This window comes from Streptomyces sp. NPDC001549, from assembly GCF_042894025.1.
Taxonomy (GTDB): domain Bacteria; phylum Actinomycetota; class Actinomycetes; order Streptomycetales; family Streptomycetaceae; genus Streptomyces; species Streptomyces kutzneri.
The window spans coordinates 549,409-574,747 of the sequence record NZ_JBIAVJ010000001.1 but is presented as its reverse complement, the minus strand read 5'-3'; the positions used below and the strand labels follow the sequence as shown (position 1 = coordinate 574,747).

General features: G+C 72.9%; 25 protein-coding genes and 1 riboswitch. Of the genes, 8 read left to right on the top strand and 17 right to left on the bottom strand.

All coding sequences use genetic code 11. The features are described 5' to 3' along the window. Positions 1-6: 6 nt before the first annotated feature. The 7 genes from ACFY04_RS02715 to ACFY04_RS02685 all read right to left on the bottom strand — a co-directional run bounded on the left by ACFY04_RS02715 (position 7) and on the right by ACFY04_RS02685 (position 8,234). Positions 7-462, bottom strand: coding sequence for a transglycosylase SLT domain-containing protein (locus tag ACFY04_RS02715; protein ID WP_389113867.1), 456 nt, complete (start codon positions 460-462; stop codon positions 7-9). Between the two features lie 247 nt (positions 463-709). After that, positions 710-1,582, bottom strand: a complete 873-nt coding sequence (locus ACFY04_RS02710) for an ECF transporter S component (protein ID WP_389113866.1) — start codon at positions 1,580-1,582, stop codon at positions 710-712. Beyond that, positions 1,579-3,411, bottom strand: a complete 1,833-nt coding sequence (locus ACFY04_RS02705; RefSeq protein ID WP_389113865.1) for an ABC transporter ATP-binding protein — start codon at positions 3,409-3,411, stop codon at positions 1,579-1,581. The genes ACFY04_RS02710 and ACFY04_RS02705 overlap by 4 nt, the downstream gene beginning before the upstream one ends. After that, a complete protein-coding gene (locus ACFY04_RS02700) occupies positions 3,408-4,568 on the bottom strand; it encodes an energy-coupling factor transporter transmembrane component T (RefSeq protein ID WP_389113919.1) in 1,161 nt (386 codons plus the stop codon). The genes ACFY04_RS02705 and ACFY04_RS02700 overlap by 4 nt, the downstream gene beginning before the upstream one ends. A 296-nt stretch (positions 4,569-4,864) precedes the next feature. After that, positions 4,865-5,551 (bottom strand): SCO2322 family protein, encoded by a 687-nt coding sequence (locus ACFY04_RS02695; RefSeq protein WP_389113864.1) that lies wholly within the window; start codon positions 5,549-5,551, stop codon positions 4,865-4,867. Further along, positions 5,551-6,810 carry a prenyltransferase/squalene oxidase repeat-containing protein gene (locus tag ACFY04_RS02690; RefSeq protein ID WP_389113863.1) on the bottom strand — a complete coding sequence of 420 codons (1,260 nt, stop codon included), beginning with the start codon at positions 6,808-6,810 and terminating at the stop codon, positions 5,551-5,553. The genes ACFY04_RS02695 and ACFY04_RS02690 overlap by 1 nt, the downstream gene beginning before the upstream one ends. 130 nt (positions 6,811-6,940) lie before the next feature. Further along, a riboswitch (cobalamin riboswitch) is annotated at positions 6,941-7,021 on the bottom strand. A gap of 79 nt (positions 7,022-7,100) precedes the next feature. Further along, on the bottom strand, positions 7,101-8,234 hold the full coding sequence (locus ACFY04_RS02685) for an MBL fold metallo-hydrolase (RefSeq protein WP_389113862.1): 1,134 nt from the start codon (positions 8,232-8,234) through the stop codon (positions 7,101-7,103). A 195-nt stretch (positions 8,235-8,429) separates the two neighbouring features. Between ACFY04_RS02685 and ACFY04_RS02680 the strand changes: the two genes are divergently transcribed. The 3 genes from ACFY04_RS02680 to ACFY04_RS02670 all read left to right on the top strand — a co-directional run bounded on the left by ACFY04_RS02680 (position 8,430) and on the right by ACFY04_RS02670 (position 11,347). Next, positions 8,430-9,893 carry an aldehyde dehydrogenase gene (locus tag ACFY04_RS02680; protein ID WP_389113861.1) on the top strand — a complete coding sequence of 488 codons (1,464 nt, stop codon included), beginning with the start codon at positions 8,430-8,432 and terminating at the stop codon, positions 9,891-9,893. Then, on the top strand, positions 9,893-10,126 hold the full coding sequence (locus ACFY04_RS02675; RefSeq protein WP_266391064.1) for a ferredoxin: 234 nt from the start codon (positions 9,893-9,895) through the stop codon (positions 10,124-10,126). The genes ACFY04_RS02680 and ACFY04_RS02675 overlap by 1 nt, the downstream gene beginning before the upstream one ends. A 210-nt stretch (positions 10,127-10,336) precedes the next feature. Continuing rightward, entirely contained in the window at positions 10,337-11,347 is a 1,011-nt protein-coding gene (locus ACFY04_RS02670; RefSeq protein WP_389113860.1) for a hypothetical protein, read from the top strand. A gap of 144 nt (positions 11,348-11,491) precedes the next feature. Here ACFY04_RS02670 and ACFY04_RS02665 read toward each other — a convergent pair whose 3' ends face one another. Then, positions 11,492-12,115, bottom strand: coding sequence for a TetR family transcriptional regulator (locus ACFY04_RS02665; RefSeq protein ID WP_382550994.1), 624 nt, complete (start codon positions 12,113-12,115; stop codon positions 11,492-11,494). A gap of 218 nt (positions 12,116-12,333) precedes the next feature. Here ACFY04_RS02665 and ACFY04_RS02660 point away from each other — a divergent pair, with 218 nt between their 5' ends. The 3 genes from ACFY04_RS02660 (at position 12,334) to ACFY04_RS02650 (ending at position 15,540) form a co-directional block, all read left to right on the top strand. Then, positions 12,334-13,653 (top strand): glycosyltransferase family 4 protein, encoded by a 1,320-nt coding sequence (locus ACFY04_RS02660; protein WP_389113859.1) that lies wholly within the window; start codon positions 12,334-12,336, stop codon positions 13,651-13,653. A gap of 73 nt (positions 13,654-13,726) precedes the next feature. Next, positions 13,727-14,461, top strand: coding sequence for a class I SAM-dependent methyltransferase (locus ACFY04_RS02655; protein WP_030012203.1), 735 nt, complete (start codon positions 13,727-13,729; stop codon positions 14,459-14,461). Next, entirely contained in the window at positions 14,458-15,540 is a 1,083-nt protein-coding gene (locus ACFY04_RS02650) for a prenyltransferase (RefSeq protein WP_389113858.1), read from the top strand. Before ACFY04_RS02655 ends, ACFY04_RS02650 begins: the two co-directional genes overlap by 4 nt. A 19-nt stretch (positions 15,541-15,559) precedes the next feature. On the opposite strand, the gene ACFY04_RS02645 is transcribed toward ACFY04_RS02650, so the two are convergent. Beyond that, positions 15,560-15,862 (bottom strand): hypothetical protein, encoded by a 303-nt coding sequence (locus ACFY04_RS02645; protein WP_301371482.1) that lies wholly within the window; start codon positions 15,860-15,862, stop codon positions 15,560-15,562. A 195-nt stretch (positions 15,863-16,057) separates the two neighbouring features. On the opposite strand from ACFY04_RS02645, the gene ACFY04_RS02640 reads away from it, so the two are divergent. Further along, positions 16,058-16,627: a hypothetical protein gene (locus ACFY04_RS02640; RefSeq protein ID WP_389113918.1), complete on the top strand. Its 570-nt coding sequence runs from the start codon at positions 16,058-16,060 to the stop codon at positions 16,625-16,627. 49 nt (positions 16,628-16,676) lie between these two features. On the opposite strand, the gene ACFY04_RS02635 is transcribed toward ACFY04_RS02640, so the two are convergent. Both ACFY04_RS02635 and ACFY04_RS02630 read right to left on the bottom strand, forming a co-directional pair. Beyond that, positions 16,677-17,225, bottom strand: coding sequence for a DUF1062 domain-containing protein (locus ACFY04_RS02635; RefSeq protein WP_389113857.1), 549 nt, complete (start codon positions 17,223-17,225; stop codon positions 16,677-16,679). A gap of 393 nt (positions 17,226-17,618) precedes the next feature. Beyond that, complete coding sequence (locus ACFY04_RS02630; RefSeq protein WP_389113856.1) at positions 17,619-18,662, bottom strand: endonuclease/exonuclease/phosphatase family protein; 1,044 nt, start codon at positions 18,660-18,662, stop codon at positions 17,619-17,621. 175 nt (positions 18,663-18,837) lie between these two features. Here ACFY04_RS02630 and ACFY04_RS02625 point away from each other — a divergent pair, with 175 nt between their 5' ends. Continuing rightward, on the top strand, positions 18,838-19,224 hold the full coding sequence (locus tag ACFY04_RS02625; RefSeq protein ID WP_389113855.1) for a hypothetical protein: 387 nt from the start codon (positions 18,838-18,840) through the stop codon (positions 19,222-19,224). Between the two features lie 7 nt (positions 19,225-19,231). Here ACFY04_RS02625 and ACFY04_RS02620 read toward each other — a convergent pair whose 3' ends face one another. The 6 genes from ACFY04_RS02620 to ACFY04_RS02595 all read right to left on the bottom strand — a co-directional run bounded on the left by ACFY04_RS02620 (position 19,232) and on the right by ACFY04_RS02595 (position 25,214). Next, the gene (locus ACFY04_RS02620; RefSeq protein ID WP_389113854.1) at positions 19,232-19,366 is read right to left on the bottom strand and encodes a hypothetical protein; all 135 of its coding nucleotides are present in this window, start codon (positions 19,364-19,366) and stop codon (positions 19,232-19,234) included. Between the two features lie 19 nt (positions 19,367-19,385). After that, positions 19,386-20,396 carry an LLM class F420-dependent oxidoreductase gene (locus ACFY04_RS02615; protein ID WP_389113853.1) on the bottom strand — a complete coding sequence of 337 codons (1,011 nt, stop codon included), beginning with the start codon at positions 20,394-20,396 and terminating at the stop codon, positions 19,386-19,388. Positions 20,397-20,500: 104 nt separating this feature from the next. After that, positions 20,501-21,337: a hypothetical protein gene (locus tag ACFY04_RS02610; RefSeq protein ID WP_389113852.1), complete on the bottom strand. Its 837-nt coding sequence runs from the start codon at positions 21,335-21,337 to the stop codon at positions 20,501-20,503. A gap of 153 nt (positions 21,338-21,490) precedes the next feature. Continuing rightward, positions 21,491-22,504 (bottom strand): N-acetylmuramoyl-L-alanine amidase, encoded by a 1,014-nt coding sequence (locus ACFY04_RS02605; protein ID WP_389113851.1) that lies wholly within the window; start codon positions 22,502-22,504, stop codon positions 21,491-21,493. Between the two features lie 125 nt (positions 22,505-22,629). Continuing rightward, complete coding sequence (locus ACFY04_RS02600; RefSeq protein WP_382536382.1) at positions 22,630-23,271, bottom strand: class I SAM-dependent methyltransferase; 642 nt, start codon at positions 23,269-23,271, stop codon at positions 22,630-22,632. A 95-nt stretch (positions 23,272-23,366) separates the two neighbouring features. Further along, on the bottom strand, positions 23,367-25,214 hold the full coding sequence (locus ACFY04_RS02595) for a protein kinase (RefSeq protein WP_389113850.1): 1,848 nt from the start codon (positions 25,212-25,214) through the stop codon (positions 23,367-23,369). Positions 25,215-25,339 lie beyond the last annotated feature (125 nt).

The following is a 25,339-nucleotide window of genomic DNA, read 5'->3' as shown; positions in this document are numbered from 1 at the left end:
GGTGGCCTAGTACCAGTGGTTGGCGGACCAGAAGTTCCAGGCGCCGACGGGGCTGCCGTAGCGGTCGTTCATGTAGTCCAGGCCCCACTTGATCTGGGTGGCCGGGTTGGTCTTCCAGTCCGCGCCCGCGGAGGCCATCTTCGAGGCCGGCAGGGCCTGGGCCAGGCCGTACGCGCCGGAGGAGGCGTTGGTCGCGGTGTGGTCCCAGCCGCTCTCGTGGGAGATGATCTTGTCGAAGGCGGCGAACTGGGCCGGGTCCTTGATCATCTGCTGCGCGATCGCCTTGGCGCTCACCGGGGCCGCCTGGGCGGGAACCGTGGCGAGCATGGAACCGGCGACACCCAGGGCGACGACGGTGCCCGCGAGGGCCTTCTTGGAGGCGGCGATGCGGCGGATGATGGCGTTGGACACGGATTGACCTTCCGACGGGGACAAGGGCGGTCGCAGGCATGCCGAAGACATGCGTGAGCCACTCACGCAAAGGAGAGAGGTTCGTCGGCGGCGGGTGAAGTACCCCTGCCGCCTTGCGACTCATCCAGTTCTACAGACGCCCCGACCCCCTGGCAAAGGTCCCGCTTACTAGTGGTCCTCGCAGCGGGCGGTCCACTGAGCCCCCGTGAGGGCGGGTTCAGGGGCTCCAAGGCCTACTAGCCGCGTTCGTATGTGACCCAGGTCCTATGGGGCGGGTCACCGGCGGAGGCCCCGAATGTCACCCTCCGCTGCCGTTCGTACCCCTCCCGAGGGCAGGTTCGCGCTCGATTCCGGCCACCGGATCGAAGGAACCGAAGGAGACCGGGGCGTCGAACGCAGCTTTACGGGTCGCCCGGCGCAGCGCCTTCAGCAGCGTCGCCCCGAGGGTCAGGGTCAGCACGACCGTCAGTACGGCCCGGCCCAGGTCCCAGCCCACCGAGGTCGCCAGGCAGTACGCCGCGAACCGCGCCAGGTTCGCGGCCACCGGCTCCCCCGGATGGAAGGAGATGCCCTGGCCCATGCCCTGCAGCAGCACCCACCCCTGCAGGTTCATGACCGTGCCGTACGCGAACGAGCCCACGAAGCCGTACGCGGCCAGCATCAGCAGCTCCGCCCGGCCCCGGATCCGCTCCGGGCCCGGCAGCAGCCCGGCCCCCAGCGCGAACCAGCCCATCGCCAGCATCTGGAACGGCATCCACGGCCCGACCCCGCCCGTCAGCAGGGCGGAGGCGAAAATCGTCACCGAGCCCAGGACGAAGCCGAAGCCGGGACCGAGAACCCGCGCGCTGAGCACCATCAGGAAGAACATGGGCTCCAGCCCGGCCGTACCCGCGCCCAGCGGTCTCAGCGCCGCCCCGACGGCGGCGAGCACACCGAGCATCGCCACCGCCTTCGCGTTCATGCCGTTGTCGGCGATGGTCGCGACGACCACCGCCACCAGGAGGGGGAGGAGCGCGGCGAAGAGCCAGGGGGCGTCCTGTGCGTGGGCGAGGCCCGAGCCCCGGCCGGCGAGCAGCGGCCAGCCGAAGGCCGCGATGCCGATGAGGGTGACGAGGACCAGGGCGACGGCGGCGCGGGGACCGATCCGGACGGGTCGGGCGGGACGCTTCACGGGGCCTCCGCCGCGTCGAGGGCCTCGGCGACCTGGCGCACGGTGAGCCAGTGGTCCGGGGCGAGGACCTTCGCCACCTGCGGCGCGAAGGCGGGCGAGGAGACGACGACCTCGGCGGTCGGACCGTCCGCGACGATCTCCCCGCCGGCCAGGATCACCACGCGGTGGGCGAGCTCCGCGGCGAGCTCCACGTCGTGGGTGGCCAGGACGATGGCGTGGCCGTCGGCGGCCAGGCCGCGCAGGATCTCGACCAGGCGGACCTTGGCGGCGTAGTCCAGGCCGCGGGTGGGCTCGTCCAGGAGCAGCAGGGCGGGGCGGCCGGTGAGGACCAGGGCCAGGGCGAGGGCCAGGCGCTGGCCCTCGGAGAGATCGCGCGGGTGGATGTCGTCGGGGACGTCCGGAAGCAGCGCGGAGACGAGGTCCCGGCAGGTCCCGGCGGGCGCGGCGGCGTCGGAGTCGGCGGCGGCGCACTCGGCGGCGACCGTGTCGGCGTACAGGAGGTCGCGGGGTTCCTGCGGGACGAGGCCGACGCGGCGCACCATCTCGGGCGGTGCCGTGCGGTGGGGGGTGCGGCCGCCGACGGTCACCTCGCCGGTGGTGGGGGTGACCGTACCGACGAGGGTGGAGAGGAGGGTGGACTTGCCGGCGCCGTTGCGGCCCATGAGGGCGATGGTTTCGCCGGGGGCCACGGTGAGGGTGATTGCGTGCAGGGCCTGTACGCGGCCGCGGCGGACGGTGACCCGGTGGACCTCGGCGGGGCCCGTGCCGGGGGCGTGGGCGGGGGCGTGGGCGGCGGGGTCGGCGTCGGGGGTCGGCCTGCCGCGGCGGAGCAGGCGCGCGAGGAGCCCGGGGGCTCCGGCGACGGGGGCTCCGCCCCCGGACCCCCGCGCCTCAAACGCCGGCGGGGCTGGATTTGCCTCAGGCGCGGGGTCCGGGGCGGAGCCCTGGGAAGCGGCGGGGCGGCCGGGTACGGACGGGCGGTCCGCAGGGTTCGACGGGGCCGAGGCCGACGCAGTCGACAGGCGGGACCGGAGCGGAGCGGCCTGGCGGCGGGCGTCGCGGACCGACAGGGGGAGCGGGGACCAGCCCGCGAGGCGGCCCAGGGAGACCACCGGCGGGTGGACCGGGGAGACGGCCATGATCTCGGCCGGGGTGCCGATGACCGGGGCCGCGCCCGGCGACGGCAGGAGCAGGACCCGGTCGGCGTACTGGACGACCCGCTCCAGCCGGTGCTCCGCCATCAGCACCGTCGTGCCCAGGTCGTGCACCAGGCGCTGGAGGACCGCGAGGACCTCCTCCGCCGCCGCCGGGTCGAGCGCGGACGTCGGCTCGTCCAGCACCAGCACCTTCGGGTGCGGGGTGAGGACCGAGCCGATCGCGACCCGCTGCTGCTGGCCGCCGGACAGCGTCGCGATCGGCCGGTCGCGCAGCTCGTTCAGGCCCAGCAGGTCCAGGGTCTCCTCCACCCGGCGGCGCATCACCGCAGGTGGCAGTCCCAGGGACTCCATGCCGTAGGCGAGCTCGTCCTCCACCACGTCCGTCACGAAGTGCGCGAGGGGGTCCTGGCCGACCGTGCCGACCACGTCCGCGAGCTCGCGCGGCTTGTGGGTGCGCGTGTCCCGGCCGGCGACCGTGACCCGGCCCCGCAGGGTGCCGCCCGTGAAGTGCGGGACCAGTCCGGAGACCGTCCCCAGCAGGGTGGACTTGCCGACGCCCGACGGGCCGACCAGCAGCGTCAGCTCCCCCTCGGGGATCACCAGGTCGACGCCTTGCAGGGAGGGGGCGGACGCGCCCTCGTAGGTGACCGACACCTGCTCGAAGCGGATCACTGCGACGCCTCCTTGGGCGGTACGGGTGCCACGAAGGCGGGCAGCAGGCCGATCAGGATCGCGGCCGCCGGCCACAGCGGGAGCGTGGGGGCCGCGAGCGGGACCACGCCCGGGTGCAGAGCGGCGGGATCGACGGAACCGGCGCGGATCAGCAGGGCGGCCACGGCCGCGCCCGATCCGGCGACCAGCCAGGCCCGCGGCCCCCAGCGGTCGGGCCGGTAGCGCGTCCGTACCGACCGGCGCCCGCCCAGGCGCAGACCCGCGACGGCCAGCGCCGCGCCGACGCCGAGCACGGGGAGCCCGTACGCGGCACCCTGCGCGGCGAGCAGGCCGTACGTGCCCGCGCACATGCCGATGAGGCCGCCGAGGGTGAGGGCGTTGGTGGTGTGCCGGACGGCGGGCGGGACCTCGGCCGTGCGGCCGTAGCCGCGCGCGTCCATCGAGGCGGCGATGGCGACGGAGCGTTCGAGGGCGCCCTCCAGGACCGGCAGGCCGATCTGGAGGATGGCCTTCACCCCGCCCGTGGGCCGGCCGCGCAGCCGGCGGGCGGTCCGCAGGCGGACGACGTCGGCGACCATGTTCGGCGCGAAGGTCATGGCGACGACGACGGCGACCCCGGCCTCGTACAGGGCGGCCGGCAGGGACTTCAGCAGCCGCGCCGGATTGGCGAGGGCGTTCGCGGCGCCGACGCACACCAGGAGCGCGGCCAGCTTCAGACCGTCGTAGAAGGCGAACACGAGCTGCTCGGCGGTGACGCGGCCGCCGAAGCGGATGCCCTGGGCCCAGGCCGGGAGCGGGATCTCCGGGAGGGTGAAGAGGGTGTGCGAGCCGGGGATGGGGGAGCCGAGGAGCATGGAGAAGAGCAGGCGCAGGCCGATGACGAAGAGGCCGAGCTTGAGGAAGGCACCGTAGGAACGGGCCCAGGGCGCGTCGGTGCGGCGGGCCGCGACCACGTACCCGGCGACGCCGACGATCAGCCCGAGCAGCAGCGGGTTGGTGGTGCGGGAGGCGGCGGTGGCGAGGCCGAGGGCCCACAGCCACCAGGCCCCCGCGTGCAGGGCGGTGGCCCGAGAGGCCTGCGGGGGCCTCCACCGTTCGTACGTCGACCGGTGCGCGGGATCCTGCGCCGCGGCCGGGCTCCGCCGGGCCGGGGGCACGCCGTCGGGTGCGGCTCCGGTGGGGGCGCGGTGGGCCCGCGGCCACGCCCGGCGGGTACCGGTGCCCGTGGCCGTAGTGCGGGTCGCCCCGGCGGCCGGCTTGCCGTCGGCGGTGAGGGACGCGGCCCGGCAGGTACCGGTGCCTGTGGTGCGGGTCGCCCGGGTGGTTGGCGTGCCCTCATTGCCGGTGCCGGTGCCGGTGCCGGTGCCGGTGGCGGGCGCGGTCCGGGGTGCGCCGGTGTCCGTGGTGGTCGGCTCGGCGTCGTTGCCGGGGTGTGCCGCTGCGCCGGGGCCGGTCATCGGGTGCGGCGGCGGGACTGCCAGACGCCGGCCGCGGCCAGGGCGGCCACCGCCGCGATGCCCGCGAGCAGGCCCGCGGACGGGCCCCCGCCGGAACCCGGAGCGGCGGACTGCGCCGGGTCCGACGGGGCCGACGGGTCCGACGGGGCCGGGGTGCCGGCCGCGCTGTCCGCGACCTGGTCGCCGCAGCCCTGCTTCGGGTAGCCGGAGATCGCACACAGCAGCGCCGCGCTGTTGTAGCGCAGCGGCTTGGCGACCGAGGCCAGCGCCTCGGCCGTCGTGGCCTCGGGGGCCACCTGCGCGCAGGCCGTGCGCGGGGCGGCATCGGGCGGGGTGTCACCCGTCGGGGCGTCCTCCGGGACGCCGAAGTCGATGACGAGTGCCACCCGCTTGCTGCCCTCCGTCGGGGCGGTCGCCCCGCAGACGGTCTCGAAGTCGGCCGCCGCGCGCGGCGGGGCCGCCTGTGCCGCCGCGTCCTTGCTCACCGAGAAGCGGAAGCCCTGGACGGCGCCGTCCGCGGGGCGGGCCATCGAGGGGCCCTGGGTGGCGTAGGACCACCGGCCGCCCGCCGAGCCGTCCCAGAACGACCAGTAGCGGTAGCCGGCCGCCAGCGCCGGGGTGGCGGCCAGCAGGGCCAGGGTGATCCCGAGAGCGAGGGCCACGGCGGGCAGGCGGCGGCGCATCAGGAGTGGTTCTTCTTCCGGCGGCCGCTCAGCAGGATGCCGATGCCGATACCGGCCGCGGCGCACGAACCGACGATCCACCAGACGTTCTGGCCGCCGGAGGGCTTCTCCTTCTCGCCGTCCACCTTGGTCGCTTCGGTGTCCGCGCCCTGCGGGGCCGGACCGGTCGCGTTCAGCGCGGCGACGAGGTCGGTGCCGCCGAAGGACTTCGGGTCGGTGCCGGTCGCGTGCGTGGCGAGGACGAGGGCGCCCAGGGCGGCCGGGCTGCCCTTCGCCCACTCGGCGGAGTTGGTCTCCAGCCACTTCAGGGCACCCGCCGCCGACTCCTTGTGCCCGGCGGCGGCCAGGGCCAGTACCGCGTCGACGGTGTTGCCGGTGTCGGGGGTGGGCTGGTCCGCGCCCGGGGTGACGGCCGTGAGGTGGCCGTCCTTCTTGAGGGCCTCGGCCAGGTAGCCGGCCGCGCCCTGGGCGGCGGCCACCGGGTCGGCGGCGTTGGCGGCCGGGCAGGCCAGCGGGGCCGCGGGGGTGTTCTCGGCGGACGGGACGACGGCCGCGCCCTTGCCGAGGCCGGCCAGGGCGGCGGCGGCCGTCGCGTCGGCGTTGGCGACGAGCTTGCCGTCGGCCGGCTGGTACGCGAAGGCGCCCCGGTCGGCGGCCGGCTCGGCGGTGCAGCCCAGCTGGAAGGGGAGCAGGCCCTCGTAGGCCGACTTGCCCGCCTTCGACCTGACCTCGGCCGGCTTCTCGCCCGCCACGGACAGGGCGCTGATCACCACGGCGGTGGAGTTCGCGTCGCTGGGGGAGCTGGGCCCGGGCACGTAGCTCCAGCCGCCGTCCTCGTTCTGGACGGACTTCAGCCAGTCCACGCCCGTCTTGACGGCCGCGTCCTGGCCGCCGAGCGCCTTCAGCGCCTGCACGGCCGCCGCGGTGGCGTTCGTGTCGTACGTCGTGTTCGCGTCGCACGCCACGGCGGCGTTCGGGCGGAAGGAGGCGAAGCCGCCGTTGTCGCACTGCTGGCCGAGCAGCCAGATCACGGCCCCGCGGGCGGGCTCGACACCGACCGTGTGCTGGGCGAGCAGCGCGAAGGACTGCCGCCACACGCCGTCGTACGTGGGGTCGCTCTTGCCGTACAGACCGGAGGGGATGACCGGGGGCGCGGAGGGGGAGGCGGGCGGCGCGGTGTCGGCGAGGGCTGCGGGGGCGGCGCCCACGCAGAGCACGGCGGAGGCGGCGAGCGCGGCTGCGCTGCGACGGACGTTCATAAGGGGGGTGGTGCCTCTCGTACGGGGGAACCGGCAGCAGGCACGCACAGGCACCGGGCTCCGGCTCCGTTTACCTCGACGGTGCCGGCCGCCGGGGCTCCGGCGACACGAGCCGCGCACCTCCGGTACGGGGCATTCCGGCTCCCCGCCCGGGCGGTGCCGGGTGTGGGTCACGGTTGCGGGTCAGCGCCGGAATTGCACCGGCTTCCCCCCGTACAGAGGTGTGGACGACAGGTTCACTCTACCGGCCCGTAACCAGCGGGCTCTGGGGCGCAGGGGCCGGGCGCCCCTTACAGGGCCCGGTACGCGACCGGGTCCGTGCCCGGTACCGCCTCGGCGCGGCCCTGCTTCACCAGCCGCCGCACGTGGGCTTCCGCTTCGGAGACGGCGATGTTGCGCGAGCCGTACGGGATCTGCTCCCAGGGCCGGTTCCACTCCATCCGCTCGGCCAGGCCCCACGGGGTCAGTGGCTGGGCCAGCAGCGTCCAGAGGCCGGCGAGGCGTTCCTCGTGGTGGTCGAGGAGCTCCCGTACGCGGGCGGGTGCGTCGGTGAAGGCGTGCTGATGGGCCGGGAGCACCTCGGCGGGTCCGAGGCGGCCGATGCGTTCGAGGGAGTCGAGGTAGTCGCCGAGGGGGTCGGTGACGCGGGTGTCCTCCGGGGCCTCGTACAGGCCGATGTGGGGGGAGATCCCGGGCAGCAGGTGGTCCCCGGAGAAGAGGCGGCCGTTGCCGGCGAGGTTCGCCGGGTGCGCTTCCTCCAGGTGCAGGCAGACGTGGCCGGGGGTGTGGCCTGGGGTCCAGATCGCGCGCAATCGGCGCCCGGCGAGGGGGAGCAGCTCGGCGGGGACGATCTCCCGGTCGGGGACGGCGGCGCGCAGGCCGGGCAGGGTCCGCATGCGGCCGCTCGCGCGGGCGGCGCGCAGCGGGGCGATGTGCTCCTCGGGGGCTCCGGCGGCGGCGAGTTTGGTGCTCATGTAGTCGAACCAGACGCCGGGTTCGGAGGTGCGGGTCCGTACGACGACCTCGGTGTCGGCGGCGTGCATGGCGATCCAGGCGCCGGAGGCCTCGCGGACCTGGCCGGAGAGGCCGTGGTGGTCGGGGTGGTGGTGGGTGATGACCACGCCGTGGATGTCGGCGATGGCGGTGCCGAGTGCGGCGAGGCCGGCGACGAGGGTGTCCCAGGAGGCGGGGTCGTCCCAGCCGGTGTCGACGAGGACCGGGCCGCGGTCGGTGTCGAGGACGTGGACGAGGGTGTGTCCGAGGGGGTTGTCGGGGATGGGGACCTTGATGCCCCACACGCCGCCGCCGTGATCGGTGACGTGCGGTGTGTCGCCGGTAACCGGCGATGTGTCCTCCTTGACCGGCGATGTGTCCTCCGCGACCTGTGGCGTGTCCTCGGTGACCTGTGGCGTGTCCTCCGTCATGCGCCCGCCCTCCCCTGTTCTCACCCTCGGACGAGAACGTGTTCCAGTAGTAGCCCAAGTCGACCACTTTCCGGGCTCTCTGACTAGTCGTTCGATCTTCTCCGCTGCGGCAGCGGAGGTTCCGTCCTGGCCGTGGACTCCTCTAACTAGAACTGGTATCAGTTCTGCAACGCCAAGCCGCAGGAGGCCTCAGCCATGACCGAGCTCGTGGAACACGGAAAGCTGTTCATCGGCGGGGAGTGGACGGATCCGCTGGGCACCGACACGATCCGGGTCGTCTCCCCCCACACCGAGCAGGTCATCGGATCCGTCCCGCACGCCTCGAAGGCGGATGTCGACCGCGCCGTCGCCGTCGCGCGCAAGGCGTTCGACGAGGGGCCCTGGCCGCGGATGGCCCTGGACGAGCGGATCGCCGTCGTCTCCCGGATCAAGGACGCCATAGCCGTCCGGCACGAGGAGATCGCCCGTTCCATCAGCTCCCAGAACGGGTCCCCGTACTCCTGGAGCGTCCTCGCCCAGGCGCTCGGCCCGATGATGGTCTACGACGCCGCGATCACGGTCGCCCGCGCCTACCCGTACGAGGAATACCGGCAGGGCGTGCTCGGGCCCATCCTGGTGCGCCGGGAGCCGGTCGGCGTGGTCGCCGCCGTCATCCCGTGGAACGTCCCGCAGTTCGTGGCGGCGGCCAAGCTGGCGCCGGCCCTCCTGAGCGGCTCGACGGTGATCCTCAAGCCGTCGCCCGAGGCACCGCTCGACTCCTACATCCTCGCCGACATCGCACGCGAGGCCGGGCTCCCCGAGGGCGTGCTGTCGATCCTGCCCGCCGACCGCGAGGTCAGCGAGTACCTCGTCGGGCACCCCGGCATCGACAAGGTCGCCTTCACCGGCTCGGTCGCGGCCGGCAAGCGCGTGATGGAGGTCGCCGCGCGCAACCTCACCCGCGTCACCCTCGAACTCGGCGGCAAGTCCGCCGCCGTGGTCCTCCCGGACGCCGACGTGGCGACCGCGGTCGCCGGGATCGTGCCCGCGGCCTGGATGAACAACGGCCAGGCGTGCGTCGCCCAGACCCGCATCCTCGCTCCCCGCAGCCGGTACGAGGAGGTGGCCGAGGCCCTCGCGGCGGCGGCCGGCGCGCTGGTCGTCGGCGACCCGCTCGACCCGGCGACCCAGCTCGGCCCGCTGGTCGCCAAACGGCAGCAGCAGCGCTCGCTCGACTACATCCGGATCGGGCAGGAGGAGGGCGCGAAGGTCCTGGCGGGCGGCGGCCGCCCGGCGGGCCTGGAGCAGGGCTGGTACGTGGAGCCCACCCTCTTCGGTGACGTCGACAACTCCATGCGGATCGCGCGCGAGGAGATCTTCGGCCCGGTCGTCTGCCTGATCCCCTACGGGGACGAGGCCGAGGCGGTACGGGTGGCCAACGACTCGGACTTCGGCCTCAGCGGCAGCGTCTGGACCGCCGACGTCGAGCGCGGCATCGACTTCGCCCGCCGGATCCGCACCGGCACCTTCAACGTGAACACCTTCAGCCTGGACATGCTGGGGCCGTTCGGCGGCTACAAGAACAGCGGCCTGGGGCGGGAGTTCGGCCCGGAGGGCCTGAGCGAGTACCTGGAGCACAAGATGATCCACCTCCCGGCCGGCCACGAGGCGAGTGCCTGATGGGTGACCGCTGGCAGGTCGAGGTGGACCGGGGGGTCTGCATCGGCTCGGGCATGTGCGTGAACCACGCCCCGGACGGCTTCGTCCTGGACTCGGCACGCCAGTCCCACCCGCGCACACCCCAGTCGGACGCGAACGAACCGACCCTCACGGCGGCGGAGGGCTGCCCGGTGGAGGCCATCCTGATCACCCTGGCGGCGACGGGGGAACCGGTCTTCCCGCCGGAGGAGTAGGGGAGCAGGGGAGCAGGGGAGTAGAGGAGTGAAGGAGCAGGGGAGTAGGGGCTGTTGGGGGCGGGGCGGTCGGATACGCGCCGCCCGCCCGGCCGCTGTTCGTTCCGTCGTTGATGTTGCATACTCCGCTGCGCTCGCGTTTCGAACTGGCGAGCGGGCGAGTTCAATGACAGGAACCTTGTGGCCCTACCTCATATCGTCGATTCATCCGTGTCCATCCCCATCCTCTACACCTCGGCTGCGGCTGTGGCGCTGTGCTTTCTCCTGGCCGGCCTCATACCTCCACGGCCCCTGAACGGGCGTCTGGCCGGGCCCGATCCGCAACTTCAGCTCGCGCTCAAAACCGTGCGCACCGGAGCGTGGCAGCCCGCGGCCGACCTCATGGAGGCGGCCGGAACCGACTGGGAGCGCCGTACGCACTACGCCAGGCACCTGGCGTACTCGGCCGCATATGACGGTGACGGCTGGCTGAGCGCGTGGCAGGCGGCCGGTCCGGACAACCCCGATGCGGTCCTGGTCGCCGCGTGTGCGCGCGTGAGGCGGGCGTGGCGGCTGCGCGGGGGACGCGCGGCGAGCGGGACGTCCCAGCAGCAGTTCGCCGACTTCCACCAGGAGCTTGCCACGGCCCGCGAGGAGCTGGCGCACGCCGCGCGTCTGTGCCCGGAGGATCCGACGCCGCTGGCCGAGATGGTCTCGGTCGCGCTCGGGCTGGGCTTCCCCAAGGACGACATGGGTGTGTTGTGGACCGAGGTCGAGGCGAGGTCGCCGCACCACTTCGGCGCCCACAGTGCCGCGCTGCAGTACTTCAGCAGCAAGTGGTGCGGTTCCCGGGCCGAGGTCGAGGAGTTCGCGGCGCGGGCGGCCCGGCAGGCACCGCGTGGAAGCCTGCTGGCGCTCCTGCCCCTGCTCGCCTGGTACGAGGAAGTGGACCTGAAGGGCGACGCCACGGGCTTGTTCGGTACGCCGCACGTCGTCGCGCTCGTGGACGCGGCGCTGGAGGACGTCGCCGCGGCCGAGGGCCACCCGAACCTGCCTCAGGCGCGGCACCTGCTCGCCTATTTCCTCGTCCGGCAGCGCCGCTACCGCGCGGCCCTGGAGCAGTTCCGTCAGGTCGACGGCTACGTGGACGCCATCCCGTGGAGGTACCGCACCTGGGGAAAGATCTCCTACCGGTCGCACCGTTCGCGGGCCGTGTGGGGAGCGCTGCTCACGCGCCGGTGAGGAGTCCTGGGGGGCGGGGGCTTGGGCGGCTCCGGTGGGCGGGAGCCGGCCGGGCGGCTCCCGTCCGTCGAAGCCACCCCGGCATCATCCGACCCCGCCCCATCTGGCCCGGTCAGCCCCCGGCCCCGCCCTCCAGCGGCGGCTTCAGGCCTTTTCCGGGGACGTCAGGTCGATCAGGCGGCACACCGTTTCGATGTCGATCTTGACCTGGGCGATCGAGGCGCGGCCGGAAAGCCACGTGATCAGCGCCGAGTGCCAGGTGTGCTCGATGACCCGGACCGCCGAGAGCTGCTCCGCCGTCGGCGGTCGCTCCAGGCCCATCGCGTCCAGGATGATCGCCGTGGTCAGCCGGGACACCGTGTCCACCTCGGGGCTCACGCTGCGGTCCGCGAACGTCAGTGCCCGCACCATCGCGTCGGCCAGCTGCGGCTCCCGCTGGAGGGCGCGGAAGGCCCGCATCAGGGTCTCCGCGACCCGGGCCGCCGGGTCGTCCCCGGCCGGCGGGCGTTTGCGCAGCGTGGTGTGCATGTGCTGGAGCTGGTCCTGCATGGTGGCGACCAGCAGGTGCACCTTGGAGGGGAAGTAGCGGTAGAGCGTGCCGAGGGCCACGCCCGCCGCCTCCGCGACCTCGCGCATCTGCACGGCGTCGAATCCGCCCCGGCTGGCCAACTGGGCGCTGGCGTGCAGGATCCGGCGGCGGCGTGCCTCCTGGCGTTCCGTCAGGGGAGGCGACGCCGGTGTGGTGACGGCCTTCACTTCCACTGTCATGTGTCCCGTTCCGTGTCGTTGCGCGGGCTGAATCCGGGCTGGTCGGCGGCCAGCATCGCAGGCGCCGGAGCCGTGGCGCGAATCACCTGCTCCGCCTCTTACGGTGTGGTTTCCGGCCGGTAGATTCAATGGTCTTCAACGGATCAAGTCTGAAACTTGTTCTACATTATCCGAGCGGTTACGCTCCGGCGAAAGTTGCAGTGAGAAGGGGGCCGAGAGTGACCGCTGAGGCCATGGTGACGAGCCCTTTCGCGGGTTCCGCCGCCGACGGCGACCGCCCGCTGCGTATCGCGCTCCTCACCTATAAGGGGAACCCGTTCTGCGGCGGCCAGGGCGTCTACGTCCGCCACCTCTCGCGCGAACTCGTACAACTGGGTCACTCCGTCGAAGTCATCGGCGCGCAGCCCTACCCGGTGCTCGACACGGGCGCCTCGCTCACCGAGCTCCCGAGCCTGGACCTGTACCGCAGCCCGGACCCCTTCCGCACGCCGAAGCGCGACGAGTACCGCGACTGGATCGACGCCGTCGAGGTCGCCACCATGTGGACCGGCGGCTTCCCCGAGCCCCTGACCTTCTCGCTGCGCGCCCGCCGCCATCTGGCCGCGCGCGCCGGTGACTTCGACGTCATCCACGACAACCAGACGCTCGGGTACGGCCTCCTCGCCGACCTCGGCGCCCCGCTGGTCACGACGATCCACCACCCCATCACCGTCGACCGCAAGCTCGACCTCGACGCCGCGCAGGGCCGGCTGAAGCGGGCCTCCGTGCGCCGCTGGTACGCCTTCACCCGCATGCAGGGCCGCGTGGCCCGCCGGCTGCCGTCCGTGCTCACCGTCTCCGGGTCCTCCAAGCAGGAGATCGCCCAGCACCTAGGCGTCCGGGACGAGCGCATCCACGTCGTGCACATCGGCGCCGACACCGACCTCTGGTCGCCGGACCCGTCCGTGGCCGAGGTGCCGGGCCGCATCGTCACCACCTCCAGCGCCGATGTGCCGCTCAAGGGGCTCGTGTACCTCGTCGAGGCGCTCGCGAAGCTGCGTACCGAGCAGCCCGACGCGCACCTCGTCGTCGTCGGCAAGCGCGCCGAGCAGGGGCCGGTCGCCCGCGCCATCGAGACGTACGGCCTCCAGGACGCGGTCCGCTTCGTCAAGGGCATCACCGACGCCGAGCTCGTCGACCTCGTCCGCAGCGCCCAGATCGCCTGCGTGCCCTCCCTCTACGAAGGCTTCTCGCTCCCGGCGGCCGAAGCCATGGCCACCGGCACGCCGCTCGTCGCCACCACCGGCGGCGCGATCCCCGAGGTCGCCGGACCCGACGGCGAGACCTGCCTCGCGGTGCCCCCGGGCGACGCGGGCGCGCTGGCCGCCGCGCTGGGCCGGATGCTGGGCGATCCGCAGCTGCGGGCCCGCCTCGGCGCCGCCGGGCGCGAACGGGTCCTGACCCGGTTCACCTGGGCCGCGGCTGCCAAGGGCACCGCCGCGCACTACCGCGCCGCCATCGAGCAGGCCGCCGCCGGCCGGACCCGTCGGGCGCGCTGACCTTCTGCTTCTTCTGCTTCCTCCGCTTCCTCACCATCCCCGAACACCCCCGCGACCGCGAAGGCAGGACCCCGTGCTGACCGTCGATTTCTCCCGGTTCCCGCTCGCCGCAGGCGACCGCGTACTCGACCTGGGCTGCGGCGCAGGCCGGCACGCCTTCGAGTGCTACCGGAGAGGCGCCCAGGTGGTCGCCGTCGACCGCAACGGCGAGGAGATCCGCGAGGTCGCCAAGTGGTTCGCAGCGATGAAGGAGGCCGGTGAGGCCCCCGCCGGGGCCACCGCCACCGCCATGGAGGGCGACGCGCTCGCGCTGCCCTTCCCCGACGACTCCTTCGACGTCGTCATCATCTCCGAGGTGATGGAGCACATCCACGACGACAAGGGCGTGCTCGCCGAGATGGTCCGCGTGCTCAAGCCCGGCGGGCGCATCGCCATCACCGTGCCGCGCTACGGCCCCGAGAAGATCTGCTGGGCGCTCTCCGACGCCTACCACGAGGTCGAGGGCGGCCACATCCGCATCTACAAGGCGGACGAGCTGCTCGGCAAGATGAAGGCCGCGGGCCTCAAGCCGTACGGCACGCACCACGCGCACGGGCTGCACTCCCCGTACTGGTGGCTCAAGTGCGCCTTCGGCGTCGACAACGACAAGGCGCTGCCCGTCAAGGCGTACCACAAGCTCCTGGTCTGGGACATCATGAAGAAGCCGCTGGCCACGCGGCTCGCGGAGCAGGCCCTGAACCCGCTCATCGGCAAGAGCTTCGTGGCGTACGCGACCAAGCCCCACCTCCCCGTCAGCGCGGCCCAGTGAGCACGCCGGGGCGCACCGAACACCTGGTCCTGGACGGCGTACTGACGGCCGAGGAGGCCGCCCTGACGGTGGCGGGGATCCTCGCCGCGCAGCGCGCCGACGGGGCCATACCGTGGTTCCGCGGGCACCACCTCGACCCGTGGGACCACACCGAGGCCGCGATGGCGCTGGACGCGGCCGGTGAGCACGAGGCCGCGGAGCGGGCGTACGCGTGGCTGGCCCGGCACCAGAACCAGGACGGTTCCTGGTACGCGGCCTACGCCGACCGGCCCGACGGTGTGGACACCGCGGAGCCGCAGGACGCGAGCCGCGAGAGCAACTTCACCGCGTACATAGCCGTCGGCGTGTGGCACCACTACCTCTCCACCGGCGACGACGGCTTCCTCGACCGCATGTGGCCGGCCGTGTACGCGGCCGTGGAGTGCGTCCTCTCGCTCCAGCAGCCGGGCGGCGAGATCGGCTGGAAGCGGGAGGCGGACGGCACGGCCGTCACCGACGCCCTCCTCACCGGCTCCTCCTCCATCCACCAGGCGCTGCGCTGCGCGCTGGCCATCGCCGAGCACCGCGAGGAGCCGCAGCCCGACTGGGAGCTCGCGGCGGGCGCGCTGCGGCACGCCATCCGGCGTCACCCGGAGCGGTTCCTCGACAAGGACCACTACTCGATGGACTGGTACTACCCGGTCCTCGGCGGGGCCCTGACCGGTTCGGAGGCCAAGGCGCGCATCGAGGAGCGCTGGGACGAGTTCGTGGTCCCGGACCTGGGCGTGCGCTGCGTGCTGCCCAACCCGTGGGTGACGGGCGGGGAGTCCTGCGAGCTGGCGCTCGCGCTGTGGGCGACGGGGGAGTCGGACCGGGCGCTGGAGATCCTGCGGTCGATCACCCACCTGCGCGCGGACAACGGCATGTACTGGACGGGGTACGTGTTCCAGGACGAGGCCGTCTGGCCGGTGGAGCAGACCACCTGGACGGCCGGGTCCCTGCTGCTCGCCGTCGCGGCGCTCGGCGGGGACGAGGCCACCACCGAGGTGTTCGGCGGGACCTCGCTCCCGGCCGGGCTGGAGCCCGACTGCTGCGGGTGAGGCCGATGGGGCGGCCGGCTCAGCGGCGGTAGAGCCAGCCGGCTATGGCGTGGCCGACGAGCAGGTAGGCCACGGCGGCGATGCCGTAGCCGATGACGACCTGGACCCATTCGCGGCTGAAGGTGAACAGGTCGTAGGACCAGGCCGCGAGCCAGGACGCGACGTCGTGGACGAGGTCGACCAGGGCGTTGCCCTGGTTGGCCTCCAGCAGGTAGAGCAGGATCCAGAGTCCGATGACGAAGGCGAGCACGTCCGCCACCAGTGCGACGGCGCGGCCTGCCTGACTGCTTCCCCGGGTGCGTACTCGTGTGTGAGTGCTCATGCGGCGCGTGTTGCCGCCCTGACGTGTCGTAAACCCGAACGGGTCCCCCGGGTGGTGGAGGCGGGGGACCGGGGTGAGGCTGCGGGAGACGCCTCATTCCCGGAGGAAACCGTGCCCGTGCCCGTGCCCCTGCCCGTACCCACGACCGTCCGATTCCGCCGCGCCCTCACGGCGGTGGTCCTGTCCACCGCGCTGATGGTCGGCGCCACCGCGTGCGGCAGTGGCGGAAACGGCCCGCGCGAGGAGCTCTCCGCCGCGTCGATGGGGGAGCTGGCCGCCCTCGCGGCGGCGGAGCCGGTCGCCGCCGAGGCCGACGAACTGGCCGCCGTGACGCCGTCGCCCAGCACGTCCGCGGAGAAGCAGAAGTTCGCCAAGACGCGCTTCGTGGCCAACGCGGGGCTCGCGGCCGGTGCGACGTACCAGTGGATCGTCAAGCCGTACCGCGCGGGCAAGTTCAAGAAGGGCGCCAAGGGCCGTACCTTCGCGCTGATCAAGGCGGGCCTCGCGGGCGCGTTCGCGTACAACCGGCTCAAGGCGGCGGCCGAGAACGCCAAGGGCGACCCGCTGCTGGCGAAGGCGGTGGCCCCGCTCACGGCGGGCATCGAGTCCCTCAAGGGCCTCGGCAGCAAGCTGCGCAAGGGGCAGGCGGGTGACGGCGACATCGATGCCTTCGACAGTGTCATCAACAGCGTGAAGGAAGCGGGCCAGAGCGCGGGTGCCACGGTGACGGACAAGGTCCCGAGCGTGTCCCAGCTGGGCGGCTAGGGCCTGTCCGGCGGATCTTGCCGGACAGGCCCCTGGCGCCGAGGAGGGCTCAGCGCTTGAGCGTGAAGGTGAAGTCGCCGGAGAGCTTGCCGCTCAGCCGGACCGCCGAAACGAGTTTGCCCTCCGTGATCAGTCTCTCGACCTCGGCCCGCGAAAGACCGCACCCTTCAGCGATCAGCCGCACCGGCCGGACAGGGATCCGGGCCGCGAAGCGGACCGAGACGTCGATCACCTCGTGGTCCAGGTGATCCGATCCGCCGGTGTCGAGGCGCCAGGCGTTGTCCCAGTCGAGGGCGATGCGATTACGGCGCCGCACGACCGGATCCTGGAGCAACTCAGCTGCCAGGCCAAGGTCGTTGTCATGCATCCGGTCCAGCAGCTCAGGCCGTACGGAGCGCACGTTTATCCGCTCCAGGACCGTGAGCTTTGCCGTGTCCCCGCAAGCGGTACAGAGCACGAGGAGCCAGGCGTCAAGGAGCTTGTGGTGTGCGTTGACGCGGAATTTGCCGTTCGCCCGGAAGCGGTCGGACGCGCACGCGGGGCAACGGCGGAGAACGGTTGGCAGGCAGGTGGGCATGACCACCCAGTCATTGAGCACAGAAGTACACCGGTTTCAGTGAGAAGTCCGCAGCAAAAAGCAGCGCGGCGCACAGGCGCGACGCGCGACAGATCAGCACTCGGGAGGTCTCACAGGGTGTACAACGGCACGTCCTTGCCTAGACGACTTGGCTCGGCAGCACGGTAATGGCGCACAGCGGCGCTGCTCCACTGGTTTTCGAGCGCCTCACCGCCAGGCTCTGGCCGGCGGATCATGGGCGGAGCCACGCCCATGCCAACGACCCGAAGTCACGACGGACACAAGATCCGCCGGACAGGCCCCAGGGCGCCGCGCGGACCTGGTTCCTCCCGCACTTCGCCCACAATGACGAAACGGGCCCCTCGGTGGTCAAGGGGCCCGTCGGCCATGACGTGTACTCGGCCCGCAGGGACGCTATCTCGACGAGAGGCGCAGCCGTGCCACCAGGCCGGCATGATCGGACGGCCACAGTCCGGTCGGGGTGCGGTCCCGCAGCTTGTCCCCGATCACGTCGGCGGAGACCGCCGACAGCCGGCCAGGCTGGTAGAAGACGTAATCGATGCGGCGGTCCAGCTTGGACGGCACGTTGGTGAGATCGGGGTCCTGAACTGCGGTGAAACCGCGTCCCGTGCCGTGGACGTTGCGCCACGCCTCTTCATAGCCGCCGGTGGTGAACGTGCCGTACGGACCGGTCACGTCCGCAGGCGGGGAGTTGAAGTCACCGACCGCGGTGACCGGGTACGGCGACTGTGCCAGCGCGTTGTGCAGTTCCTGGCCCTGGGCGTTCCGGACAGGCGGCGCCACAGGCTCCAGGTGTGTGTTCGCCACCCGTACTGGCTTGCCCGCGAGTTTCACGTCCACCGTGGACCAGCCGCGCGGAATGGTGAAGGTGATACCGAACGGTGTAGGGACGACGAGCTTTGCGGTGTAGATGTGCGATTGGGTGTTCGTCACCCGGACTCCGTGGCGTACGAGGATCACGTCCCGGTCCGTGAAGCTCGCCTGCTCGGTGGCGCTGATCGGCAGAGCGCCGCTGAACGTGGTGTTGACCGCGACCGCCCGGTAGTCCAGACCCGCCTTACGCAGTGTGCGAAGCAGGATGTCCAGGAAGTCGTACGTGGTGGTGAGGTCGCCGCCCTGCGGGCCGGTCTTCCACAGGGCGACCTCCTGCAGACCGATGACCTCGGGCCGGTCCTTCTTGATCAGGCGGGAGATGGCGCGGGCGCGAAGCGGGAAGTCGGTGGCGACCACCTGGCCGTAGGCGATTCCTGCTCGCCTGACGAGTTCCGGCAGGTTGGGTGCCGTAAAGAGGGGCGTGAGGTCGGCGCCTTGATAGATGTTGTACGTGGCTACGTCGAGTTGTCGACGCCCTGTTTCGGCCTGAGCCGGGGCCGCCAAGCCCAACGCTGCGGCGATCAGTCCGGCGACGACCCATAGTGCCGTCATTCTTCGCGGCATGCGCTGCTCCCAGTGCCGAGTGAGATTCTGGATAAATCACCGCATAGTTGAAATGGGGTGACAAGCGCATAGCCCGCGCCCGTCGAGAAGTCACCTGAATAGCTGTCCTGCGGCCCGGTGGCCACACCCGGACCCGGAAGCGCACCGCCCGGCCAGGGCAGGGGACAATGGGTGGGTGATCGAGATCGTGGTGGCTGTCCTCGGCGCCGTGGGGGCCGGGTGGCTGCTGCGGCGCAAGCATCGTGCGCGGACGGCCGCCGGGCCCGTGCCCGGGATTCCCTGCATGGTGCGGATTCCGGCCGGGGAGGGCCGGTGGCGGGCCGGGCGGGTGTACGCCGAGGAAGGCGTGGCCCGGTGGGTTCCGCAGCGGGGGGAGCCGGTGGCGCTGCCCGGCGGGCGGGCCACAGGGATCCGGGTGCCCTCCGTGAAGGAAGGGATCTCCATCAACCCCGGCTCGCGGATCGTCACTTGTGCCTATGACGGCGGTGGGAGCATCGAGATCGCCGTCATGCCGCTGGACGTGCGGGAGTTGCTTGACGTCGTACCGCAGGCCGAGTCCTGACGACTCTTCAGGACAGGACCTGCTGAGCAGTCTTCCGGCGGCGTCGCCGGTCGGCCACCGCGACGTACACGAGGCCGAGGGCGGCGGCCGTCGCCACGAGGCGGATGGCGCCCCAGGTCGTCCCGACGATGGCGTCCTGCAAAGGGGCCGACGCAACGGCCTCAGCTGTTGAGATCCGCCAGGACGCGCAGGGTGTGGGGGTCCGGGGCCGTCAGGAGGAGGTCGGTCACCGGGCCCTTGCGCCAGAGGTCCAGGCGTTCGGCGATCCGTTCCCGGGGGCCGATGAGCGAGATCTCGTCGGCGAACTCGTCCGGTACGGCCAGGACCGCCTCCTCCTTGCGGCCCGCGAGGAACAGCTCCTGGATGCGGCGGGCCTCCTCCGCGTAGCCCATGCGGGCCATCAGGTCGGCGTGGAAGTTGCGGGCCGCGTGGCCCATGCCGCCGATGTAGAAGCCGAGCATCGCCTTGACCGGGAGCAGTCCCTCCGTGACGTCGTCGCAGACCTTGGCGCGGGCCATCGGCGCGATCATGAAGCCCTCGGGGAGGTCGGCGAGGGAGGCCTGGTAGACGTCGGTGCGGGTCGGGGGCCAGTACAGGGGGAGCCAGCCGTCCGCGATCCGGGTGGTCTGGGCGATGTTCTTCGGGCCCTCCGCGCCGAGGAGGACCGGCAGGTCGGCCCGCAGCGGGTGGGTGATGGGCTTCAGCGGCTTGCCGATGCCGGTGCCGTCCTCGCCGCGGTACGGGTGGCTGTGGAAGCGGCCGTCCAGTGCGACCGGGCCCTCGCGGCGCAGCACCTGCCGGACGACGTCCACGTACTCGCGGGTGGCGGTGAGCGGTGAGGAGGGGAAGGGGCGCCCGTACCAGCCCTCGACGACCCGCGGCCCGGACAGGCCGAGGCCGAGCATCATCCGGCCGCCGGAGAGGTGGTCCAGGGTCAGGGCGTGCATGGCCGTGGCGGTCGGGGTGCGGGCGGCCATCTGCGCGATGGCCGTGCCGAGGCGGATCCGCGAGGTGTGCGCGGCGATCCAGGTCAGCGGGGTGAAGGCGTCCGAGCCCCAGGCTTCGGCGGTCCACACCGAGTGGTAGCCGAGGTTCTCCGCCTCGGTGGCGAGGTCGAGGTGCGCGGGGGCGGGGCCGCGGCCCCAGTAGCCGAGTGCGAGTCCGAGGCGCATCTGCGGTCCCTTCAGAATCTGACGAGGCGTCAGGTGACTGTAGGGCAACGGCCCCCCGCCCGGAAGGGCGGGGGGCCGTCGGCCTCGGTCGGTCCGGGTGGCGGTCAGCCGCGCTGGATGCCCGAGGTGTCGTTCAGCACGCCGCGGCGGCCGTCCTGGGTCTGGGCGATCAGAGTGGCCGCGCCACGCTGCTCGACGGCCAGGTACCAGGTGCCCGGGGCGAGTTCGGCGATCGGGGTCGGGGAGCCGTCCTCCCCGTAGAGGGGACGGGCCACCGGCACCGCGAACCAGAACGGCGTGAAGTCCGCCGCCGGGGCCGGGGCCGGGGCCGGGGTGTGCTGTGAGTCCTGCGGACCGGGACCCGGGGTCGGGGCCGGGTTCGGCGTGCCGCCGTACGGCGGGACCGGCTGCGGCGTGGCACCGTACGGCGTCTGCTGCGCGCCCGGGTAGCCGTACCCGGCACCCGGCTGGGGCTGGCCCGGCTGGCCCGCGTACGGCGGGACGGCGGCGGGGCGCGGTTCCGGGACGAGCTGGCCGGCGAGCGCCGGGATCTTCGCACCGGCGATGGCCACACCGGCCAGGGCCAGCGTGGCCAGGAGGGCGAGGATGGAGCCCGCGCCCAGGTCGAGCACGTCCGGGCAGGCGATGAGCGCCCACAGCGACGACCAGGCGGCGGAGACGGCGAGCACGGTGCCCCACGCCGTCAGCGGCAGGCCGGCCAGCTTGCGTTCCGGCTGGAAGCGGGACGCGATCAGCAGGCCGGCGGCGATGAAGGCGAGCAGGAAGATGCTGGGGAGCGTCAGGTGGTTGGAGTCAAGGTCCCACACGCTCGGCCGGTCGATACCGGTCGCGGAGTAGAAATCGAGGAACGAGGCGATGAACAGCAGCGCCGCTGCTCCGATCACCACGCCGTCGCCTCGAGTGAGGGAGCGGATGTTCACGTCTTAGGTGTCCTTCTCGGTCTCGGTCGTCGTCTCGTGGTGCCACGGTCGCAGAACGTGTCTGCAGCAGGGCGGGCTGCACCATGGTACGGAGGTTTCCGACGGCCGAGATGATCGGGTCGGCGGGTGGTCCCGCCGGACTCCCGAGGGGGACTACCCGCCCAGGAAGCCGACGATGCCGTCCGCGATGCCCTGAGCCGCCTTCTGCCGCCACTCCGGACTCGTCAGCTGCGCCGCGTCCTTGGCGTCACGCATGTTGCCGCATTCGATGAACACCTTGGGCTGGGTTGACAGGTTCAGTCCGCCGAGGTCGTCGCGGACGACCAACCCGGTGCCGCTGCCCAGGTAGTTGGCGGGGGCGGAGCCGGTGGTGCGGGCGAAGTTCCCGGCGATCCGCTCACCCAGCTCCCGGGACGGCCCGACGATCTTCGCGGTGTCCGCGGCGCCGCCCTTGACCTTGGCCGGGAGGATGATGTGGAAGCCGCGGTTGCCCGACGAGACCCCGTCGGCGTGGACGGACACGACGGCGTCGGCCTTCGCCTCGTTGCCGATGCGGGCGCGCTCGGTGATGCAGGGCCCCCAGGGGCGGTCGGCCTGGTGGGTGAGGACGACCTTGGCCCCCTGGGCCTCCAGGGCGGTCCGCAGGCGCCGGGAGACGTCGAGGGTGAAGTCCGCCTCCTTGTACCCGGCGTTGGTGGTGGTGCCGGTGGTGTCGCACTCCTTGCGGCCCGTGCCGATGTCGACCTGCTGGTCGATCTCGTCGGTGTGCTCGAAGTTTCCGGCGTTGTGGCCGGGGTCGACGACCACGGTCCGGCCGGTGAGCGGGCCCTTGGCGGGCGCGGGTGCGGGCGCGGGTGCGGCCGCGGTGGTGCTCTGACTGGCGCTGGGGCTCGTACTCGCGCTCGCGCCCTCGCTGGGGTCGGAGCCCGGCTTCGCGTCCCGCTGGCCCGGCGTCAGGGCCGAGTGCGAGGCGGACAGCGGCGCCGAGGGGGCCTGACCGCCGGACCCCGGCCCGGCGAACGCCTGGGTCAGGACCCAGCCCGCCAGAGCGGCCGGGGCGAGCGCGGCAACCCCGACGACGAGCGTGGAGCGTCGGGTGAACCAGGACCGGTCCGGGTCGATGGAGGAGCCGGACTCGGGGGGCGGGGGGCTGTTGTCGTTGCGCACGCCGCGATGCTAGACCCGGCTCCGGGCGCCCGTCCGGACCGTAGGCCATCCGAAGGCGTGGTGCGATTGTCTGCCTGGCGTTCATCAGGTCGGATGACTGGCCTGATGAACGCGCCCGACAGCCCTCAGATGCCCGCGCCCGTACGCCGCAGCACGCGCAGCGAGTCGGTGACGGAGATCTCCTCGAAGGCGCCGGAGGCCAGAGCCCGCAGATAGATCCGGTACGGGGCCTGGCCCCCGTCGGCCGGGTCCGGGAAGACGTCGTGGATGACGAGCGTGCCGCCCTCCGCGACGTGCGGGGCCCAGCCCTCGTAGTCGCCGCTCGCGTGCTCGTCCGTGTGGCCGCCGTCGATGAAGACGAAGCCGAGCTTGCCGCCCCAGGCGGCCGCGACCTGCGGGGACCGGCCCACGATCGCGATCACGTGGTCCTCCAGCCCGGCCTTGTGGAGGGTCCGGCGGAAGGTCGGCAGGGTGTCCATCAGCCCGACCTCCGGGTCCACGACCGTCGGGTCGTGGTACTCCCAGCCCGGCTGCTGCTCCTCGCTGCCCCGGTGGTGGTCGACGGTGATCGCCGCCACGCCGGCCTCACGGGCGGCGTCGGCGAGCAGGATGGTGGAGCGGCCGCAGTACGTGCCGACCTCCAGCAGCGGCAGCCCGAGCGCCCCGGCCGCGGTGGCCGCCTCGTACAGGGCGAGGCCCTCGCGTACGGGCATGAACCCCTTGGCGGCCTCGAAGGCGGCGAGGGTCTCCGGCTTGGGGGTGGCCATGGTTCCTCCGGCGGTGATCGTGTGTGGCGGCCCATGGTGCCTTACCCGCTGGTAGGACGCTACGGCCGGGGGTGCGCTCGTACGCCGCCGCCCGGTCAGCGGCCGAACAGCCGGGACAGGCCGCCCGTCCCGCCCGTCCCCTCGGCCCGCCGCTGCTCCCGTACGGCACGCCGGAAGTCCGCCCGGGTGTCGGAGACCTCCTGGGCCAGCCCCTGCATGCCGGAGAGGAAGGGGAGCCGGTGCAGCAGCAGGTTCATGTGCGCCAGGGCGCTCGCCGGATCGCCCGCCTCACCGATGGTGCGGAGCACCCGGTGGGCCACCTCCGGATTGCCGTACTCGGCGAGTTCGGCGAGATCCGGGAAGAGCCGCCAGTACAGGAGCGCGGCGCCGGCGACGTCACCGACCAGCCAGGCGTCGTGGGCCAGCCTGCGCCGCACGTCCAGCAGGACGGGACTGTCGGCGGTCAGGGCCCATTCCAGGTCGGGCAGCAGCGGCCCCAGCCAGGCGCGCTCGCTCAGCGCGCGCTCCCGGCTGCGCAGGTCCCACTGGCCGTCGCGGGCGTGGGCGCCCCGGTGCATGGCCGACGCGAGGTGGTAGCGGGCGGTCAGCGTGACCAGGGCGTGCGTGCCGAACACCCGCGTCGCCTGCTCGACGATCTCGCGCAGCTCCTGTTCGTGACGGCGGCCGTCCCCGGTCCCGAAGGCCGCCGCCTCGCCGACCCAGGCGGCGCGCCCGGTGATCGTGTCCGGGTGCTCCAGGCCCAGGACCCGCACCATGCGCGGCAGCAGGCGTTCCAGGTCGATCGTCCTGGACGGCCCCGGGACCCGCATCACGCGGTGGTAGGCGGCCCGCACCGTCAGGGTGTCCTGCGCGCCGAGTTCCTCGGTCAGGTCGTCAGTCAGCATGCGCAGCCGTTCCACGACGTCCGCCGGTTCGTCCTCCAGCAGCTGCGTCAGCCTGCGCTCCAGCATCGCGCGGACGGGGTCGGTGGCCGCGGTGTGCACGGTGGGGGCGTAGGAGGGTGGGGGCGGGAAGGAGCCCGCCTGCGGCACGGGGGCCGGTACGGGCGCCGGCGCAGGGGCGGGCGCGGGCGCGGGGGCCTCGCTCCGGGCGATCTCCGCCAGCCGCCGGGACACCTCGGCCGCGTCCGCGGGCCGGTCCGCCGGGTCCTTCGCGAGCAGCTCCAGTACGAGGGAGTCCAGCGCCGCCGGCAGCCCCGCCCGCAGCGAACTCGGAGCGGGCGGCGCGGTCGTGAGGTGCTGGGCGAGCAGCTCGTGCATCTCGCGCGCGGCGGCGAAGGGACGGGTACCGGTCAGCAGTTCCGTCAGCACGCAGCCCAGGGCGTACAGGTCGGCCCGCCCGTCGACGGGTACGCCGTTCGCCCCGCCGGTCCACCGCTCGGGAGCCATGTACGGGAAGGAGCCGATGATCATGCCGGTGGCCGTCAGCCCCGTCGTGGTGGTGGCGGCGCCGGTGCCGCCCCCGGCCTTGGCGATGCCGAAGTCGAGCACCTTCGTCAGCCCGCCGTCGGTGACCATCACGTTGGCCGGCTTGACGTCCCGGTGGACGATCCCGGCGGCGTGGGCCGCCCCGAGTGCGTCCGCGATGCGCCCGGCCCACTCCAGGGCGTCCGCGAGCGGCGGTACGCCGGCTTCCAGCACGTCGGCCAGGCTGCGGCCCCGGAGCAGCTCCATGACGAGGTAGACGGCGTCGCGCCCCTCGCGTTCGGTGCGCCCGAAGTCGTGGATGGTGGCGATGTTGGGGTGCGCGAGGTTCCCGGCGAGGCTGGCCTCCCGCTCGAAGCGGCGGGTGTCCTCCGGCGTCTGCGGATATCCGATCTTGACGGCGACCTGGCGGCCCACCCGGCTGTCCTCGGCCCGCCACACCTCGCCGAAGCCGCCCCGGCCGAGCAACTCGGCCAGCGCGTACCGGTCTTCGATCACTTCCCGCACCTGCCAGGCCCCCGTCACCCCAAGATCAGTTCGGCAGAGCATTATCGCCGCCCGCGCGCGGAGCGGCTGACGACCGCGTCTGACCGACCGTGACCGAATGCGTGATTCACGTCACC

Bases quoted from the DNA above. Each gene is read 5' to 3' on its own strand.
- ACFY04_RS02715 (WP_389113867.1), bottom strand. From the start codon at position 462: ATGTCTTCGGCATGCCTGCGACCGCCCTTGTCCCCGTCGGAAGGTCAA.
- ACFY04_RS02695 (WP_389113864.1), bottom strand. From the start codon at position 5,551: ATGCGCCGCCGCCTGCCCGCCGTGGCCCTCGCTCTCGGGATCACCCTG.
- ACFY04_RS02690 (WP_389113863.1), bottom strand. From the start codon at position 6,810: ATGAACGTCCGTCGCAGCGCAGCCGCGCTCGCCGCCTCCGCCGTGCTC.
- ACFY04_RS02685 (WP_389113862.1), bottom strand. From the start codon at position 8,234: ATGACGGAGGACACGCCACAGGTCACCGAGGACACGCCACAGGTCGCG.
- ACFY04_RS02680 (WP_389113861.1), top strand. From the start codon at position 8,430: ATGACCGAGCTCGTGGAACACGGAAAGCTGTTCATCGGCGGGGAGTGG.
- ACFY04_RS02675 (WP_266391064.1), top strand. From the start codon at position 9,893: ATGGGTGACCGCTGGCAGGTCGAGGTGGACCGGGGGGTCTGCATCGGC.
- ACFY04_RS02665 (WP_382550994.1), bottom strand. From the start codon at position 12,115: ATGACAGTGGAAGTGAAGGCCGTCACCACACCGGCGTCGCCTCCCCTG.
- ACFY04_RS02645 (WP_301371482.1), bottom strand. From the start codon at position 15,862: ATGAGCACTCACACACGAGTACGCACCCGGGGAAGCAGTCAGGCAGGC.
- ACFY04_RS02640 (WP_389113918.1), top strand. From the start codon at position 16,058: ATGGTCGGCGCCACCGCGTGCGGCAGTGGCGGAAACGGCCCGCGCGAG.
- ACFY04_RS02630 (WP_389113856.1), bottom strand. From the start codon at position 18,662: ATGCCGCGAAGAATGACGGCACTATGGGTCGTCGCCGGACTGATCGCC.
- ACFY04_RS02615 (WP_389113853.1), bottom strand. From the start codon at position 20,396: ATGCGCCTCGGACTCGCACTCGGCTACTGGGGCCGCGGCCCCGCCCCC.
- ACFY04_RS02600 (WP_382536382.1), bottom strand. From the start codon at position 23,271: ATGGCCACCCCCAAGCCGGAGACCCTCGCCGCCTTCGAGGCCGCCAAG.